The organism is Marinomonas hwangdonensis, from assembly GCF_003721245.1.
Classification (GTDB): Bacteria; Pseudomonadota; Gammaproteobacteria; order Pseudomonadales; family Marinomonadaceae; genus Marinomonas; species Marinomonas hwangdonensis.
In genome coordinates, this window is sequence record NZ_RIZG01000001.1 from 98,372 (window position 1) to 115,243 (window position 16,872).

Sequence of the window (16,872 nt, forward strand, 5' to 3'; positions counted from 1 at the left end):
GAACGATGATTTTTCAATTTCCAGTACCACATAACGATGAGCTATTAGGTAGTGTCTTAGCTCGTTTCATTTCTAGGCAGGGCATACGCGAGGATAAAGTAGCACTTGACCTGCTTTTTGGAAGCCGAAACATAGTGCCTTCGGCTTTGCTTCAAGGTCACCTTTCTGACTTATCTCGACAGGTCTGGCACTTATGGCCTGCAACTACCGATGAAATGCTAGAAAAACACTCAATACTTCCTGTGTTTAAGTCATTTATTGAACCTAGTAGATATGCAGCCATTTGTTCTGATTTAGCTTTTGATTCTAAAAGTCATTCAATGCTGAAAACAGGAATTAACGCTTCTTCTTTGGAATTTCCAGCTTACTACCGATATTGCCCAATTTGCTTCAATGAGGATATGAAGCAGTATGCTTATAGTTACTGGAGACGGCAATTTCATTTACCAGGCGTAACAGTTTGCTTAACGCATCGATGCGTCTTAGTTAACTCAGAGTTTGATTTAAAACCAAGTCGTCGTCACTCATTTATAGAGGCTTCGAGTCTCTCAACTATGTCGAGACCATCTGCTGCTGAAGTCTGTGAAAAACCAATGCTAGTTGATCTGGCTAGTAATATTGATCGATTGCTTCATCAGCCTTTTCCGTACATATCACCAGATCAGTGGACGGTATTTTATGATGCAAGACTTAGAGAGGTTGGATTAAAAAGCACTAAGGGTGTTGAGCATCATCAGGTTGAAAGTCAATTTAGCCAGTATTGGGGGGATAGATTCTTAAAAGAATGCGGCCTAGATCTTGTGGGAGGGGTAACGTGGCTTCAGACATTTTTTCGCAAACATCGAAAGCACTTCTCTTATCTACATCACCTGCTGTGCCTACAAGCACTATTTCCAAATTGGAAGCTGAATGATGTTTTTAGCGTGGCATCAAGTATTAGGGTGCAGTCTGCTAAGAGAGTATATAGCTCTTCTCAAGCTGATTTAAGAGCGCCTGAGTATCGGGCAGTTTGGCATGATCTTAAAAAAGAGAACGCAACTCTCAAGGATATTAGAGCAACGAGGGAAGGAGTTCGAGTGTACTCATGGCTTTATCGATTCGATAATGTATGGTTGAAAGAGCATCTTCCCATCCCGTTCAAAAACAACCGTGGTCGAATTGTCGATTGGAAGAAACGAGATCTAGAAGTGGTTAGGACGCTTTTAAAAATCCGCAGCAACAGTTTTGATGACTTGTCATTACCAAGGATGACCCAGCAATGGTTTATTACTCAAACTAAATTGCGCTGGGGGATTGATAAGCACCTCTCTAAGTTACCGCTTTGCCAACGTTTTTTTATCAAATACACAGAATCTATTGAGGAGTTCCAAGTTCGTCGTGTTCTCGCTATTATCGTTGATGCCATCAACTTTAACGAGCCTATTCCAAGACCATATGAAATTGAACGCCTTGCTGGACTCAGCGAAAAACGGATTCGGGAAGCTACGCGACGAATTATCAGAGAAAATCTCGAAATGGTTTCCTGCTTTAAGTTACCTACCTAGAGACACAGAGCTGGTTAAAATTCACGGGGTATTTCGATCTAAAAATTTGCTGAAAAACAAAGATATCTTTGTCGCCATTGAGTGGAAAGATGGCGTCACATCATCCTTGCCTATTGAAATGGCTAGCTTTTTGGCACCAGGCTATACATTTCAAGATAAAAAAGTTATTTCGCAGTCAGAATATGAGCGGCAACTGGCTCATATTATTAGCCTAGAACGGGTTGATAAAACTTCAGGCCATTATCATTATTACTTTAAAACAGATAAGGGTTTGATGAAGTTTTCAGGTTTTGAATTAGCGAGAACGTTGTTTTTTCATAACCCGCATCTTGTTCGAGCCGCCTACACTGCCAATGGTTTAAGCGCTCTTGCATTCGTAAACCGTAATCAGTCGCCAATCGAAATCAGCTTCCCTGAAAGTACTAAATACCCTGTTAGTTTCATAGGTACAAAAAGTAATCGAACTCATTTGGCTTGGATGCTACTTGATGGCGGGGCCAAAAAGAGTGCGTTTTCTGTCTTTGAATCCTTTAAAAATGACGCAGGGAAATTAGGGTTTAAATTTGTCCCGCCAAATCTAAAAGGTTGGCAGCTCGAGGTGTCGGTGCGAACTGATCCAGAAGAGAGTTTTACAGAGGTAGTTCGTGTTGAAAGAATCGTAGAAGCGGTTTTAAACGAGAACCCGTCTGATGTTTTAGTAAACCATCCCAAAACTAAAGATCAAAGCGCTAAAAGTAAGGTAGAAACTTCTCAAAATGGTCATGTTCCAGCAGATGATATTGATCCTGAGTTAGACCTTGGAGAGATACCTGGTTTAGGTAAACGGCTTCACAACGAACGCTTAAAAGGCTTTTCTTTTAGTTGCTCTGGTATTCGAAGCGTTAAATCATCTAAAGGAAAGAGCGCTGGGAATTCAAAACGTGCGCCGTCTACTGAAGATCAAGACATCAAAAAAGAAAAAGCAGGCATCGGCGTAGCAGAAAAAGATGGTGATGCACAGGAGTTTAGTCCTTCAATCAATCAAGATGATGAAATTACGGAGACTGTTGATTTGCCTCAGAAATTCAGTCTTTTTGCTGAAGTGATTGATGAAGTCGCGAAATCTGACGGCGTTAGATTAGTTCAGGAAGCTAAGTGCTACAGGTTTCCAGCCCCCACAAACAACAGCAAAGTTGTTTACCAAACGAAATATGAGGACCTACTTAAGTATTTCGTTGCCATCTTAGAGTTAAAAGGTAGTCAGTTAGTGTTGGTTGAAGCAGATACCAATAATTTGAGAACTCCCAAAGGAGCTAGTACGCTGATTCTAGGATTAAAAGAAGATCCAAAAGCTAACTTTGAAGAAATTCTTCAATGTTTTTCTGACAAAGGTGCTCAATGGAGTCATAACTTCATCAATGAGCGCTGTGATTTCTTCAGCCCTTGCAGGCACCCGTCTCTAAAAGAGAAAGGTAAGATTCGCACAGATCAGGAATACAAGGAAAAGTGGGTGAGTGATCTTCGTGAGAAGTTGAGGTTGTTTAGGAAATCCTCGTAAAAAGGCTACAGAGGACTAGCCTCTGTAGCCTAGAAGATAGTTGATTACTTACTTCTTCTGGTTTGGATTTAACTGAGTTCCACGGTTGCCTTGGGCTTTATCATAGGCAATATTTGTACCGCTAGAACCTTTGTTAGCATTTGACTGATTAGATGCGTTGTTTGCAGGTGTGATTGTTTTAGACATGTTGTTTCCTTAATTATTTGTTTCGGTTTTGGCTAATTTGCTTGCTACGGTTACCATGGACTTTGTCGTAAGCAATATTGGTCCCGCTAGTGCCTTTGTTAGGGTTTGTCTGATTAGATGCATTCTCTTGAGGTGTAGTTTTTTTAGACATGGTTAACTCCTAAAGTTAGTGAATTTGTCTTAGTGGTTGGTACAGCTGAAGTATCAATGAATTACTTGGACCAAAAAATGAAAAGCGGCGTCCCCCCCCCTGAACTCTTTTGGTGGGATGCTATGAATAGTTAGGATTTACAATAGGTAGGGATGCTCTTTGGCAATATTTCCAACATTTGAGTCAGTATTACTTCAGATCGCTAATGTGCTGAGAACTAGCGGCGACATGAATTCAAAATCTAAGTCAAAGTTTAAAAACGTCGATATGTCGATGGATAACTTGAATGATACTTGGGAGAAGGTCTTAGGCGATATTGCAGATGCTTTAGAGTTTGATCAAAAGAGTAAACACGACTTGATCAATAATATTTTCTATGATTATCAATCACATAAGGCAATAGAACTAGGTGTATTTACTTCAAGAGCTTCGCAAAGAAAAGTAGTTTGGCACTACTTAGCAAGGTTTCTAGTGCCAACTCTTGCTCGGCATTCAGTATTTTGGCAAGTGGAGTCAAGGTTAGACGTAGGCATGCCAGAGGGCAGGTTTTGGTATCTACCGGCTGTTGACTGTCCAATTAGACCAACTCAGCTCCTTTTACCCATTCAACAAGTTCTAAATTGGTTGATTGACCTTATCGGGGATTCACCTACCTCCATAGCCAACACAATCGTTAAAGGAATGCGAGCTTTTGACAGTACCGATGTAGTCCTCAAAAACTTATATAACTGGAAAACAGCTAAGAGCACTCCTGAAATATCAAGCATCATTAATACGTTCCCTGATGAAGTTGAAATACACTTTCAAGGAAGCTTTAAACTTGATGACAAATCTCCGGAATATGAGCAAGCGTTAGCCTTTGTTTACGCAAAAGGTCTGCCAGCATCAGCACTACAGCATGAAATAGCCATTAGTGAAGAGATGTTGGAAAGGATCTTGTGCAAGAAATGTTCTATTGAAGAACAAGATATATTTGTTCGTAAAATAGCTTTACGTTATCAAGCCCCAAGCATAAGGACTGTGCGATTACGGCTACTTTTAGCAAGGGCTACTCAAGAAGGATATGAGAAGTTAGTTAAGTTTTTGACTCCAAATGTAGATAAGCAATGTCTTGATCTCAACACAAACAAGGCTTTACAGCTGATCCAGCTGTATAACGATGTTTATAATCGTACATATGATGCTCATCTTATGAAAAGAGGAGCGGGTGAAGCAGAAGAGAACAAGTATTTTACAGAGCAACTTCCTACGTATCTTCGCTATGATTTACTGCGCTATGTCTGTTATGACACAAATCAGCCTATTGAGATAACCACTCACAAATTAAACAATATCTTCAGACAAGATGACGATGGTGATCTTGAGAACATCATCCCTACTACAAATGGTGATAGACAGCGGATGATGTCTGCCGTTGTAGAAGAGTTGAAAAGCTCCGAGGGCTATCATGCTCAATTGGCAGAGCTCTTAGATGCCTTGAAACGAAATAAAGCGCCTTTCAGAAATATTCAGGCAATTGATGACTTTGATATGATTTATGGTGCTTTAGAGCATGGAGAAACAAATCACAGAGTAAGAGCGCTGCTGTTTGACAGGTTAAAGGAGCTAGAGGCTAATCCTGACCAGTCAATGAAACGCATAATTGCAGAGTTGGAAGAGCACTTGTTGGTAAAAACTTTTACCGCTTCAACGGAAGAAAAAGTATCAATATTGCTTGCTGAAGCTAAGGCATCTGAGGTTTTAGAGTATTCAAAAGCTCGTATTCTTCAGCTTGAAGGCCTCCACCTACTTGGGCAAAACAAATTTCTTGAAGCCGAGAAAGGTTTTAACTTAGCTATAGATGAGTGTAAAAAGTACAGTTTTGGCAAGTTAAGGGGTAGCTTAGCCAAAGATGCCTTTTCATTAGCTGTAGCAAATCAAAAGCTGATTCCTAACAATCACGAGAAATACTATAGGGATATGTACTATTGGGGAGGTATCAATTCAGAACTATACTCACTAGATAAAGTTAATATCCATGATGTCTCTAGGGATTTACATGAATATTTCTGGGCAACTCTATATAAATGCTACCCAGATTATGAACCTAAGTTTGCTTCTTGCCGCACTGAATTTGAAAAGTTTTCTAAAAACATAGCCAGTTGCATCAAGGCTCAAAAGCCGATTTCAACAATTCTAAGTAAATATAGCGGGTTAAAAAATAAGCAACTAAAGTACCCGCAAGCAGACAGTATTGTGTTGTTGATAATGAAAATCAGCTATGACATGAGCTCTAAACTAAGAAGCTTCTCTCAAGCTTTGCCTGTTGAAGCCATGAATGAGCTAAACCGTGCTAATGATGGATTAATAGGTGCTGTTAGAGAAATCATTCAGGAATGGCCTGAAATTGTGGATGTATCTGATTTCAAACAACAGACACCGTTGATGATTGCTGCTCACAATCAAGATTACAAAACAGTTGAATTGCTGCTAAATGCAAAAGCAAATCCTAACTTGAGAGACTTAAAAGGTAGGACCGCTCTTCACTCAGCGGCAGCAAGTCGTTGTTTGCTGTCAGCTAAACTACTTCTAGAGCATGGTATAGATGAAACTATATTAACAATTGAGGGGGCAACTCCACTGCATACAGCTACTCGCATGGGAGAGCTTTCTATAGTTAAACTTCTAATTGAAAAGTGTCCCGAACTTCTTCAGGTCTCTGATTTAAAAGGGATAACTCCATCAGAACTGGCTGCTACCATTGCAGAAGACAGAGTGCACTATGAGCTATTACGGCGATATCTTGAGTCAGAAAAAAGAACGGTTGTTAGTCATGAGGTTTACAAGCAAGTAGCGGCATATTATTTAAGTGTTCATTAGGATGCCTTTAAACAATTTAGAACAGATAAAATGCAAATGAATCAAAAAACAAAAAATAAAGATAGCGTTTCCAACACTCAATTAAAATATTTTGATAGTTACGCATTGTCTGTATGGGTTAGTGCAAGTATAGCAATTTTAGGTGTGTTTTCTGGTGGGTTAGCATCGTTTTTCACTGCTGAAATTAAAGGCTCTTTTCCTTTCTTACATTTGGGTAACTGGAATAGATTTTTGGACCCTCACTCTTATGGACCTATTTCTTATGAATCAGCAATATTTTGGGTGATGGTTATTACTTTCTTCTTCCTAGTTTTTTGGCGAGATCGAGCTGTTGCTCGAAAGAATGTATATGAGCAGAGAAGGCTTGAAAATGCTTATGCTGAAGTAGGCGACCAAATAGAGAGCTACACTCAGTTGCTAAGAACTACCGCCTAAAGATTTTCTATATGTTTACAGGGAAACGTTTTTGAAAAGCCGCAAGGCAGTAGAGCTCGCTGTTGACCTTGCACAAGTAAATGAGGAACGTTCTAGCGAGTATGACTCTTTGATTCAACCCTTTTGCCTTCTGTTGGTGGAGTTGCTGACGTACCATAGCTACCTGATGTACACTGATAGGACGAATTGTTAACTGAGGTTCTTTATGTATCCACGTGCTAAGTAAGTGAAATGTAGCAAAGAAAAGGCCAAGGCTATTCAAGCAGCTTTTGATAAAGCTGTTAGGGACGCTACTACATTACATCAAGAGATTAGAAAGGGTGAGTTCACAGCCCAAAGTAGGGTGCATATTATCAATTCGAAAGGAAGTGGCGTTGACGATGTGTTAGCTAGCAGATCAGATGAGAAAGGCTTAAAGCTCGCCTAGCTTGATAGGCAAAAGTCTTCACTTACTAAAAAATATCAAACTCTAATGTCAGTGGTTAGATCGAGGGGAGCTTAAAAATTATCAAACATTACCCCTCAAACATCCTTTAAAAGCCTCATTTTTGTATCAAACTATAATGTCACCGTACAAAGGTTTTGTGCAGTGACATTATAGTTTGATATTTTTGGTCCCCTGCTATCCTCAGATAGACAGGGGACCAAATTATATATGATTCGCAAAGATCTCTAGATCTAAAAGATGAAAAACGACTAAAAGCCAGAGGTTTTGGATCTGGATGTAAGTATTATGAGAAGTTAGGAAAAAATTCATGTCTCGTCCAGTGAAATTGCTTAGTGTGTCTATTGCTTTAATTTGCCTCTTGTTGGCGTTGAACTTTGGTTTGCGCTCATCAATGGGCTTTTTTATGGCGCCTATTTCTCAAGAGTTTGGTTACGGGCGAGAGGTGTTTGCTTTTGCTTTGGCATTACAAAACTTATGTTGGGGATTGTTTCAGCCGATTGCTGGTGCCTTTGCCGATCGTTACGGCACCTTGAAAACCTTGTTCATTGGCGCGGCTTTATATGCATTGGGTTTGTATGTAACGGCGGGTGCTGATGGTGTGCTGGGGCTCAATATGGGCGCTGGCGTATTAATGGGTATGGGCATCGCAGCAACCGGCTTTGGTGTGGTATTGCCTGCCATGGCGCGCATGGTATCGCCTGAAAAACGTTCCTTTGCACTGGGCTTAGGCAGCGCGGCAGGATCTGCAGGACAACTATTGGTTATTCCAGTGGCACAAGAATTTATTGCCGCCTATGGTTGGAGTAATGCGCTGCTTCTTTTAGCTTTGGGTGCCTTGATGATGGTGTTGTTGTCTAGCCCATTTCGCCAAGAAAAAGACGGCATGAATGCTAATTCTAATGCGACAGATGTAGCGCAAACTATGAAGGAAGCGTTACGCGAAGCCAGTGCTTATTCTCATTATTGGCTTTTAGTAGTTGGCTTTTTTGTTTGTGGTTTTCAGCTGGCTTTTATCACGGTTCACATGCCAGCGTTTTTATCTGATCAAGGTTTTTCACCTAATATTGCTGTTGCTAGCTTGGCTCTGATTGGCTTGTTTAATATCTTTGGCTGTTTGTTATCTGGTAGTTGGGCTGGAAAGTATTCTAAGAAAAAGTTACTCACCATTATTTATGCATTAAGGGCGCTGTCTATTGCCTTGTTTATGACGCTGCCAATGACCAGCATGTCCGTGTATGTTTTTTCTATCGTGACTGGATTGCTGTGGTTGGCCACCGTACCGCCAACATCTGGCTTGGTAGCACAAATGTTTGGTTTGCGTTACATGGGTTTATTGTACGGCATAGTGTTTTTAGGTCATCAACTTGGCTCGTTCAGTGGTGTTTGGTTGGGCGGCTATTTATATGATAAAACAGGTTCCTACGATGTTGTCTGGTGGGCTGCTGCCATCATTGCCCTAATTACGGCTTTGATTCACATTTTAATTGACGAGCGCCCTGTGGCGCGTCTTCGTGTCACTGCGGCTTAAGGTTTTATTCTTTCCCTTGAGGAGTTATTTAAAGGGTAAGAATGAATTTTTCTAGATATTTTCCTGTCATTTCTATCATTAGTAACGATTTTTTATGTCCTCTCCTTTACAAGTGTACCAAGTCCGTTTAGATCGTCATGAGGTGACGTTCGATGAGCGCCAACAGCCTGCGCTACGTGAGCTAGAACGTGTTTATCAATTGTTAAAGTCGAACCTATCAAATAGTGACGCGCTAGAACCAATTAAAGGGGTCTATCTTTGGGGTGACGTGGGTCGTGGAAAGACGTTTTTGATGGATTTGTTCTATCACTGCTTGCCTGAGGGAATAGCGTTAAGGCTGCATTTTCATCATTTTATGGCGCGTTTACACCGAGAGTTGAATCTTGCCTTTGGTCAGAAAAATCCTTTAAAAGGTATTGCTAAACGCTTGGCAGTGGAGTGCCGAGTGCTATGTTTTGACGAGTTTTTCGTCTCTGATATCGGCGATGCTATGCTGCTACGGGGTTTGGTTGAAGCCTTGTTTGAAGAAGGTGTGGTGCTGGTGGCAACATCGAATATAGCAGTAGAAAGCTTGTTTCAAAATCAGCTGCAAAAAGAACGCTTCTCGCCCGCTATTGCCTTGTTACAAGCCCATTTGAATAGCATTCATCTTAGTGGTGAAGAGGATCACCGATTACGTCATACAGGCTTTTCGCCGATTTATTTTGTTAAACACGAGCAAGACATGTCGGTCTTGTTTAAGCAGCTGGCACAGGGAGAAATTAATCAGCAGCCGCTGCAAGTTTGTCGTCGAGTTATTAAGGTGATTGAGTCAGCGGATAACATTGCTTGGTTTGACTTTTATGCCTTGTGTGATGGCCCTAGATCATCTCTGGATTACATTGAGCTGGCGCACACTTATCCATTAATTATGCTTACAGGCATTTCTGAGTTGAGCAGTGAACCTTATGAACACATCAAGGCTCGTGGCACAGAAGACAGCGCTATTGGCTCAGGGAAAACGGGTGATCGTGTGGTGTCATTAGGTGTAAATGACGATGCCGTGCGTCGTTTCATCAGCTTGGTGGATGAGTGTTATGACCATCAGGTATTGCTATTGTTAAACGCTGAAGTGCCTTTGGATTGCTTGTATTTAAACGGTTCGTTGTTGTTTGAGTTTCGTCGTACTTACAGTCGTTTGATTGAAATGAAATCCCATTATTATCAAACGTTGCGAGCAAGCTTTATTGACTAAGTAAGAGGCGAATAAGTCTCTCTCATTAGTCAATTCGTTTTTAATCTTCGAGCCTGACCATGTCACATCAACTGATTTTTGCTTTTAGAGTCTTCTGTTTTCAGTAGGGTGGACACTTGGGAGGGTTTGGCTTTTAATGGGCGGCTTTTTCTTTCATTTGTTCTTTTTTGTTTTTTCGTTTTTTCTTATTTGTGTGCTCATACTCAGTTAATCGGTGGCGGTGTGTTTAAACGTTTTGTGGTGTTGAAAGAAGTCCTACATTTGTTGTTTCCTATGGTGTTAACCATGACATTAGAGCTGTCTATTAGTGTGGTGGATACCATTATGCTTGGCCATTACAGTGCATTGCATTTAGCCGCAGTCGGGTTAGCGTCTAGCTTATGGTTGCCTGTGGGGTGTTTTTTGATAGGGGTGACGTTTGGTTTAACGCCGTTAGTGACGCGGCACTTACATGGACGTCAGCCTAAGTTGGTCAACTTGTACATGTCACAAGCGGTGGGGTTGTCGGTTGTGCTTGGGGTTTTGGCCTGTTTGCTGGTGGTGTTCGTGTTGCCGCATTTGGTCAATATGATGACCTCAGACCCAATGACACGGGAAGTCACCATCTCCTATTTGTATATTTTTTCGCCAGCTTTGCCTATGTTGGCGTTAATGACGGTGTACAAAAACCTGTTTGAATCTGCTGGTCGTCCGGGTATTCCCTTGTTTGTCGCCAGTATCGGGCTTGCACTCAATGTGCTGTTTAATTATGTGCTTATCTATGGAAAGTTCGGTTTTCCTGAGTTGGGCGCAAAAGGGGCGGCTTTGGCTTCGGCGTTGTCTCTGTATTTAGCTGTGTCGATGTTTTTTGTCTACGATCGCTTTCTGAATAAGAAGCCATTATTTACTCGTTTGGTTTGGCGTTATACGCGTAAATTTTGGATTTTGCTCAATGTGGGCGCACCAGCCGGTTTTGCTTTTGCGTTTGAGGTGGGACTGTTTTCATCAATGACTTGGCTTATTGCTTCTTTTGGTAATATTGCGCTAGGTGGCGGGCAGATTGTGATGTCTTACACATCTTTTTTGTTTACACCCATGATGGCCATGAGCGCGGTGACCGCGATTGTGGTGGCAAAAGCCATGTCGAAAGAAGGCACAGAAGGCGTCAAAAAGCGTCTGCGCGTTATTGTGTGGTTAGGCCTGTCTTATGTTTTGGTGTGTTTTAGTATTACTCAGTTGTTTCATGAACAGATTCCTTTTATATACACCAATGACCCAGAAGTAGCGGCATTAGCGGCGAGCATCTTATTAATATCATCTTGTTACCAATTACCGGATATGCTGCAAACGGTGTTTACTGGGGCGTTGCGTGGTTTTCGTGATACGCGGTCATCGATGATTGCGTTTGGTGTGTCTTTGTTTGGGTTGAGTATGCCGTTTGGCTTTTGGTTGTCTCATTACAGTCCTTGGGCGCAAAGTCTCTCTTTACGGGGGTTTTATATCGGCTTGGGTGCAGGGTTGACCTTGCTTGCAGTTATCTTGATCGTGCGTTTTAAAGTGGTATTGATTAGGCATGAAGGAAAACGGATAGGTTCACCCAGAGAAGTGGCTTAGCCTGGGGAAGGAATACTTTTCTTATCGTGGGTTTCCTATCAGTTATGCACAAAAAAGTAGCAGAGTTAGCCGTGTGCGAAGTGTTAGCGTGTTGTTATCTGAATGTTTCTTTTATCAATAACAATAAGCAGGATAAAACATGTCTCAAACGTTAACAGGGAAAGTCGCCGTCGTGACGGGCGGCGCATCGGGAATTGGTCTTGCTAGTGTTGAAGCCATGATTGCGGAAGGTGCTAAAGTCGTTATCGTTGATCGCGACGAGATTGCACTGCAAGCTTTACAAGACAAACATCGCGACTCGGTAGTGACCTTAGCGGTGGATTTATTGGACCCTGCTGCGTGCGCAGCCCTAGTCCCTAATATTTTAGCAAAAACCAAAGTCATTGATATTTTTCACGCTAATGCGGGCTTGTATGTGGGCGGAGATCTTGTTGATGCCGAAAACGATGCGATAGATCGGATGCTCAATTTAAACATTAACGTGGTGATGAAAAATGTACGTGATGTTTTGCCGCATATGATGGAACGAGGCGTGGGCGATATATTAGTTACCAGCTCTTTGGCGGGACATTATCCGACCCCTTGGGAACCGGTTTATGCCTCGTCGAAATGGGCGATGAATTGCTTCGTGCAAACCGTACGTCGTCAAGTGGGTCAGCATGGTATACGTGTTGGTTCCGTGTCTCCTGGTCCAGTTATTACCTCTTTGTTATCTGATTGGCCTGCAGAAAAGCTAGCAGAGGCCAAGACAAAAGGCAGTTTAATGGATGCCAGCGATGTGGCAGAGGCGTTAATCTTTATGCTCACGCGTCCTCGTCATGTGACGATTCGGGATGTGGTGATGCTTCCATCACAATTTGATTTATAACTCGCTATTCGGCTTATGACACTGATCTAAAAGAAAAAGGGAATGACCTACTTGGTCATTCCCTTTTACGTTTTTACGAAACCGGATGCGAGAAGCTTACAGCTTAACGATCAATTTGCCGGTGTTTTTGCCTTCAAATAACAGGTTAATGCCCGTGGTGGCGCTTTCAATGCCTTCAATCACGTGGGCACGATATTTTAATTCACCTTTTCCTAACATAGCGCCCAGTGCTTGACCGTATTCAGGGATTCGATGGAAATGATCCGGCATGGTGAAGCCTTGAATAGACAAGCGGCGCTTGATGATGCCAATCCAGCTTGGCCCAGGGGAGGGTTCCGCGGTTTGGTAGTCAGCGATCAGGCCGCATACCGCAATTCGACCGTGAGGGTTCATGCGCTCAAAAATGGGCCCTTGTGCCGCGCCACCGGTGTTTTCAAAGAAAAGATCAATGCCATTGGGTGTCGCTTGGGTCAGTTGCTCAACAAAATCGGCGTCTTTGTAATTAATCGCATGATCAAAGCCCAGCTCTTTGGTAAGCCATTGGCATTTTTCATCCGAACCTGCGACACCAACCACCGTTAAGCCAAGGTTTTTCGCCATTTGACCGACAAGAGAACCGACAGATCCTGCCGCTGCTGTGACGATCAGAGTTTGATCTGCTTCTGGTTTCAATACTTCAAACACACCGTGATAGGCGGTAATGCCGGGTAGAGCAATAACAGATAAAATCGCTTCGGCAGGCAATTCTTTTGGAATGACGTTTAAGCCATTGCCATCACTGATTGCATATTCAGTCAGACCCATAAGTCCCATGACACGAGCACCAACGGGGAATTTTTCATTATTGGATGCAACCACTTCACCGATACCGCTGGCGCGCATGGTGTCGCCTAATTTTACCGGCGGAATGTAGCTGTTTTCATCAGGGCTCATCCAGCCACGCATAGCAGGGTCTAAAGAAAGGTGAGAGAGTTTCACCAAGACTTCGCCTTCAGCGGGCGTTGGGATATCTTGAGTAACAATATTAAAGACATCTTCGGTAATTTCTAATTCAGGACGTTTTATCAGTTTTACGGAACGGTAAGACATATCAAATATTCCTTTTAATGTTTCTCTTAATAGTTACATAGAGAGTTTGGGGCGCTTTTGCTGATCTAAAGGTTAGGATTAAAGGAGTAAAGGTGCAAACGCCTTATTTTTATCATTTCGAAGTGTCTATCAAACTTTTGATTATGTCGCATAAGCTGAGCAATTGTTGATAAGTACTGTGTTTATCCCCAGTATTTTGCAGCGGCCAGCCGCAGTTTATGCGGAAGCAATCGTGATAAAAATCATGAGTACTAAAACAAGCGCCGCTGCGTATGTCGATTCCCTGTTTATTGGCTTCTTTTTCAAGCTGCACAGCATTTAAACTGGGGATTTGCACCCAAAGCACAATGCCGCCTTGTGGTGCACTGATTTTCGCTGTTGCGGGTAAGTGCTCGAGCAAAAATTGTTGATAATGGTGGATGTGTTGGTTCAATACCGTACGTATTTTATTCACATGAGAGCGATATTCACCGGTGTTGATAAATTCCGCCATGCAAGACTGTATAAGTCCGTTCACGCCGAAGCTGGTTAAGGCATGTTGATTGAGATAAGGCGTTAAATATCGACCCGGAACACACCAACCAAGCCGCAGCCCTGCTGCTAAGGTTTTGGAAAATGAACCACACCAAATTACGTAACCGGCTTTATCCCAATATTTTGCTGGCAGCGTTGATTGTTTCTGGTGGCTCAACTCGAAATACACGTCGTCTTCTATCATCGGTGTTTTGTATTGTGCTGAAAGTATCGCTAGAGCTTGTTTTTGTTCAACGGTCAGCGTCATTCCGCTTGGATTCATGTTCGAGGTGCTAAACAGCGAGGCTTTTATCAAACCTTGTTGCATCAAGGTTTCTAGATGGTCTAAATCCAATCCTTGGTCGCTAATGGGGATTTCAATCACTTTACGTGACAAAGCACTCAGCAAATCGAGCAAGCCACTAAAACAGGGTGAACTAATGGCAATAGTGTCACCTGCTTTGCTGACGCTTTCTATCGCCAGTCTTACAGCATCGATACAGCCATTGGTGATAACAAAGTCGGCTGCTGAAAAGGCGAGATTGTCATGACGAAAATGCTCTGCAAGGGCGCTTCTTAGGCCTTTGTCACCTTGTGTTTCTGGGTATTGAAATAGATGTTTTCCCGCTCTTTGGGTGACACGTTTAATGCTGCGTTGCAGTGCGACGCTCGGTTGTAATTCTGGTGAGATCATCGATGTGCCAAGCGGGCTAAAAAGCGCCGAGGCAGGATTGTAACCATTTAACGGCGCAAAGCGTTTCGGGTCCCGTTGTTCAATACTTTTGATGTTTAGACTTGGAAAGGTGGTGCTTTCTAATTGGTTGGCAACGAAGTACCCAGACTGAGGCTGTGCATAAATCCAACCCGTTTGTTGAAGGTAGTCATAGGCTTTAGTCGCCGTAGTCATGCTGACTTGATGTTGCTTCGCCATGGTTCGTAACGCTGGCAAACGGCTTCCCGCAGGGAGTCTTTGCGCTTGTATGTCGTCAATAAAATGCTGAGCAAGTGTTTCGTAAAGCGCCATAACATTCCCCCAAAGTATTTCCTTTCTTTGAATTGTACTCTTATTTTTATCAAAAATTGAATCTGTGTTCTTTTTTGTTTTCTAGTGATACTGGGGGCCAATGTTGAGTCAGTGTGGCGCTTCTTCTCGAAACTAACGCCTACCTAAGGAATCACCATACTGACTCAACATGAGAGGTTATTGCGGTGCTGAGATAGGACTATTTCAATAAACGCTATGTTTCTTTTCGAAACTAGCGCCTACCTCATCGAAACACGGCGTTCATTGAAATGTTGTGACACTCATCAACTATTAGAAAATTTAGGAACGAATAATGAAACTACGAGACTTTGGGCTGCTGTTTGCCTTGATGGCGTTATGGGGATTGAATTTCAGTGTGATCAAGCTTGGCGTGAACAGCGTTCATCCTTTAGTGCTCACTGCGTTACGATTTAGTTTTGCGGTGTTTCCGTTGATATTTTTTATTAAAAAGCCAGACGTGCCGTGGCGTTATTTGATCGCTTATGGTTTGTCTTTTGGTGTCGGCGTGTGGGGGCTAACGACGTTATCGATTGGTGCAGGTGTCTCGGCGGGCATGGCGTCTTTGTTATTGGATATGAGCGTCGTCAGTAGTTTGCTGGTGGGGTGGCTGTGTTTAAACGAAACCATTACTCGCAATAAGTTGCTCGGCGCTGGATTGGCTTTGCTTGGGCTGATATTGATTATGTCTGCCGAAGGCGGCTCGGTAACCGGTAAAGGGTTGGTTCTGGTGTTAATGGCGTCAATGTTTTGGAGTATTAATGGCTTGATTGTAAAGCGTGCGAATACCAAAGCTATTTTTGCTTTTAATATCTGGGGAATGTTGTTTGCACCTTTGCCTTTGTTGTTGCTTGCGGTTACTTTTGAAGGGGCGCAAGTTATCACTGAGTTGCCGAATCAATTTACTCAATGGACGTTATTTTCGGTTCTGTTTCAAGCTTACCCGACGACATTATTGGGATATTGGTTCTGGAATAAGATGATAATGAAATATTCCGTTTCGACGGTCGCACCGATGACGTTACTGGTGCCTGTGTTTGGTATCTTAGGTGGTTATTGGTTTTACGATGAATCAATAGAAACGAGTCAGGTCATTGCTACCGGACTGATTTTATTAGGTTTGTTTGTCGGGCAAATGGCAATGCCGAAATTGAGTTTCTTGAAAAAATTGAGAGGTGATTCATGCAAGAAATCCACTATGTCCTGATATTAATTGGTGCGTTTGTTGCTATGGCGAGTCCTGGACCTGCGACCTTGGCGATTGCATCTACGTCAATGAATCAAGGGCGAGTACAAGGTTTAGCGTTAGCATCTGGGATACTCACAGGCTCGCTATTTTGGTCTTGTTCGGCAGCCTTTGGTTTAGGTGCCGTGTTGTACGCGAATGTCTGGCTATTCAAAAGCTTACGGTATGTTGGCGCAGTCTATTTATTATTTTTAGCGTACAAATCTTGTCGTTCAGCAATGGTGAATAAATCTGATTCGAGCAAAATGTTGGCCACGCAAGAGGTAAAACAAACCTCTTTACGCGCGGCTTATTTTCGTGGTTTGGCCATTCACTTAACCAATCCTAAAGTGATTTTGTTTCTAGGATCGTTGTTTGCTATGGGGATGCCGAGTTCAGTTTCTACGCAAAGTTTGTTGTCCGTCATTATCTTATTAACGATTCAAAGTGCCTGCATAAATTTGGGCTACGCTGTGTTGTTTTCGAATCCAAGCATTCGCCAAGGTTATTTTAAAATGAAACGCGGCTTTGATGCCGCCTTCGCACTGATGTTTGGCGCAGCGGGCATTAAAATATTGTTGAGTAAAGTGAATATGTAACACCGTATTTGTTATCATGCG

14 protein-coding genes are annotated in these 16,872 nt (G+C 42.5%); 10 read left to right on the top strand and 4 right to left on the bottom strand.

Annotated elements, in window-relative coordinates:
- Positions 1-5: 5 nt before the first annotated feature.
- Both EBI00_RS00460 and EBI00_RS00465 read left to right on the top strand, forming a co-directional pair.
- On the top strand, positions 6-1,544 hold the full coding sequence (locus EBI00_RS00460) for a TnsD family Tn7-like transposition protein (protein ID WP_123093973.1): 1,539 nt from the start codon (positions 6-8) through the stop codon (positions 1,542-1,544).
- Positions 1,435-3,081, top strand: coding sequence for a Tn7-like element transposition protein TnsE (locus tag EBI00_RS00465; protein WP_148039058.1), 1,647 nt, complete (start codon positions 1,435-1,437; stop codon positions 3,079-3,081). The genes EBI00_RS00460 and EBI00_RS00465 overlap by 110 nt, the downstream gene beginning before the upstream one ends.
- Positions 3,082-3,129: 48 nt before the next feature.
- Here EBI00_RS00465 and EBI00_RS16020 read toward each other — a convergent pair whose 3' ends face one another.
- Complete coding sequence (locus tag EBI00_RS16020; protein ID WP_174714876.1) at positions 3,130-3,267, bottom strand: hypothetical protein; 138 nt, start codon at positions 3,265-3,267, stop codon at positions 3,130-3,132.
- Positions 3,268-3,280: 13 nt separating this feature from the next.
- Positions 3,281-3,418 (bottom strand): hypothetical protein, encoded by a 138-nt coding sequence (locus EBI00_RS16025; protein ID WP_174714877.1) that lies wholly within the window; start codon positions 3,416-3,418, stop codon positions 3,281-3,283.
- A 159-nt stretch (positions 3,419-3,577) separates the two neighbouring features.
- Between EBI00_RS16025 and EBI00_RS00470 the strand changes: the two genes are divergently transcribed.
- The 6 genes from EBI00_RS00470 (at position 3,578) to EBI00_RS00500 (ending at position 12,383) form a co-directional block, all read left to right on the top strand.
- The gene (locus EBI00_RS00470) at positions 3,578-6,277 is read left to right on the top strand and encodes an ankyrin repeat domain-containing protein (protein WP_123093975.1); all 2,700 of its coding nucleotides are present in this window, start codon (positions 3,578-3,580) and stop codon (positions 6,275-6,277) included.
- 30 nt (positions 6,278-6,307) lie between these two features.
- The gene (locus EBI00_RS00475; protein WP_123093976.1) at positions 6,308-6,712 is read left to right on the top strand and encodes a hypothetical protein; all 405 of its coding nucleotides are present in this window, start codon (positions 6,308-6,310) and stop codon (positions 6,710-6,712) included.
- A 755-nt stretch (positions 6,713-7,467) separates the two neighbouring features.
- Entirely contained in the window at positions 7,468-8,688 is a 1,221-nt protein-coding gene (locus EBI00_RS00485; RefSeq protein ID WP_123093978.1) for an MFS transporter, read from the top strand.
- A 94-nt stretch (positions 8,689-8,782) separates the two neighbouring features.
- Positions 8,783-9,922 (top strand): cell division protein ZapE, encoded by a 1,140-nt coding sequence (zapE, locus tag EBI00_RS00490; protein ID WP_123093979.1) that lies wholly within the window; start codon positions 8,783-8,785, stop codon positions 9,920-9,922.
- A gap of 222 nt (positions 9,923-10,144) precedes the next feature.
- Positions 10,145-11,515 (top strand): MATE family efflux transporter, encoded by a 1,371-nt coding sequence (locus EBI00_RS00495; protein WP_241556909.1) that lies wholly within the window; start codon positions 10,145-10,147, stop codon positions 11,513-11,515.
- Between the two features lie 139 nt (positions 11,516-11,654).
- A complete protein-coding gene (locus tag EBI00_RS00500; RefSeq protein ID WP_123093980.1) occupies positions 11,655-12,383 on the top strand; it encodes an SDR family oxidoreductase in 729 nt (242 codons plus the stop codon).
- A 96-nt stretch (positions 12,384-12,479) separates the two neighbouring features.
- Here EBI00_RS00500 and EBI00_RS00505 read toward each other — a convergent pair whose 3' ends face one another.
- A complete protein-coding gene (locus tag EBI00_RS00505; protein WP_123093981.1) occupies positions 12,480-13,472 on the bottom strand; it encodes an NADP-dependent oxidoreductase in 993 nt (330 codons plus the stop codon).
- A gap of 112 nt (positions 13,473-13,584) precedes the next feature.
- Complete coding sequence (locus EBI00_RS00510) at positions 13,585-15,009, bottom strand: aminotransferase-like domain-containing protein (protein WP_123093982.1); 1,425 nt, start codon at positions 15,007-15,009, stop codon at positions 13,585-13,587.
- Between the two features lie 313 nt (positions 15,010-15,322).
- Between EBI00_RS00510 and EBI00_RS00515 the strand changes: the two genes are divergently transcribed.
- Positions 15,323-16,234: an EamA family transporter gene (locus EBI00_RS00515; protein WP_123093983.1), complete on the top strand. Its 912-nt coding sequence runs from the start codon at positions 15,323-15,325 to the stop codon at positions 16,232-16,234.
- On the top strand, positions 16,210-16,851 hold the full coding sequence (locus EBI00_RS00520) for a LysE family translocator (protein ID WP_123093984.1): 642 nt from the start codon (positions 16,210-16,212) through the stop codon (positions 16,849-16,851). The genes EBI00_RS00515 and EBI00_RS00520 overlap by 25 nt, the downstream gene beginning before the upstream one ends.
- The last annotated feature ends 21 nt before the right edge of the window (positions 16,852-16,872 follow it).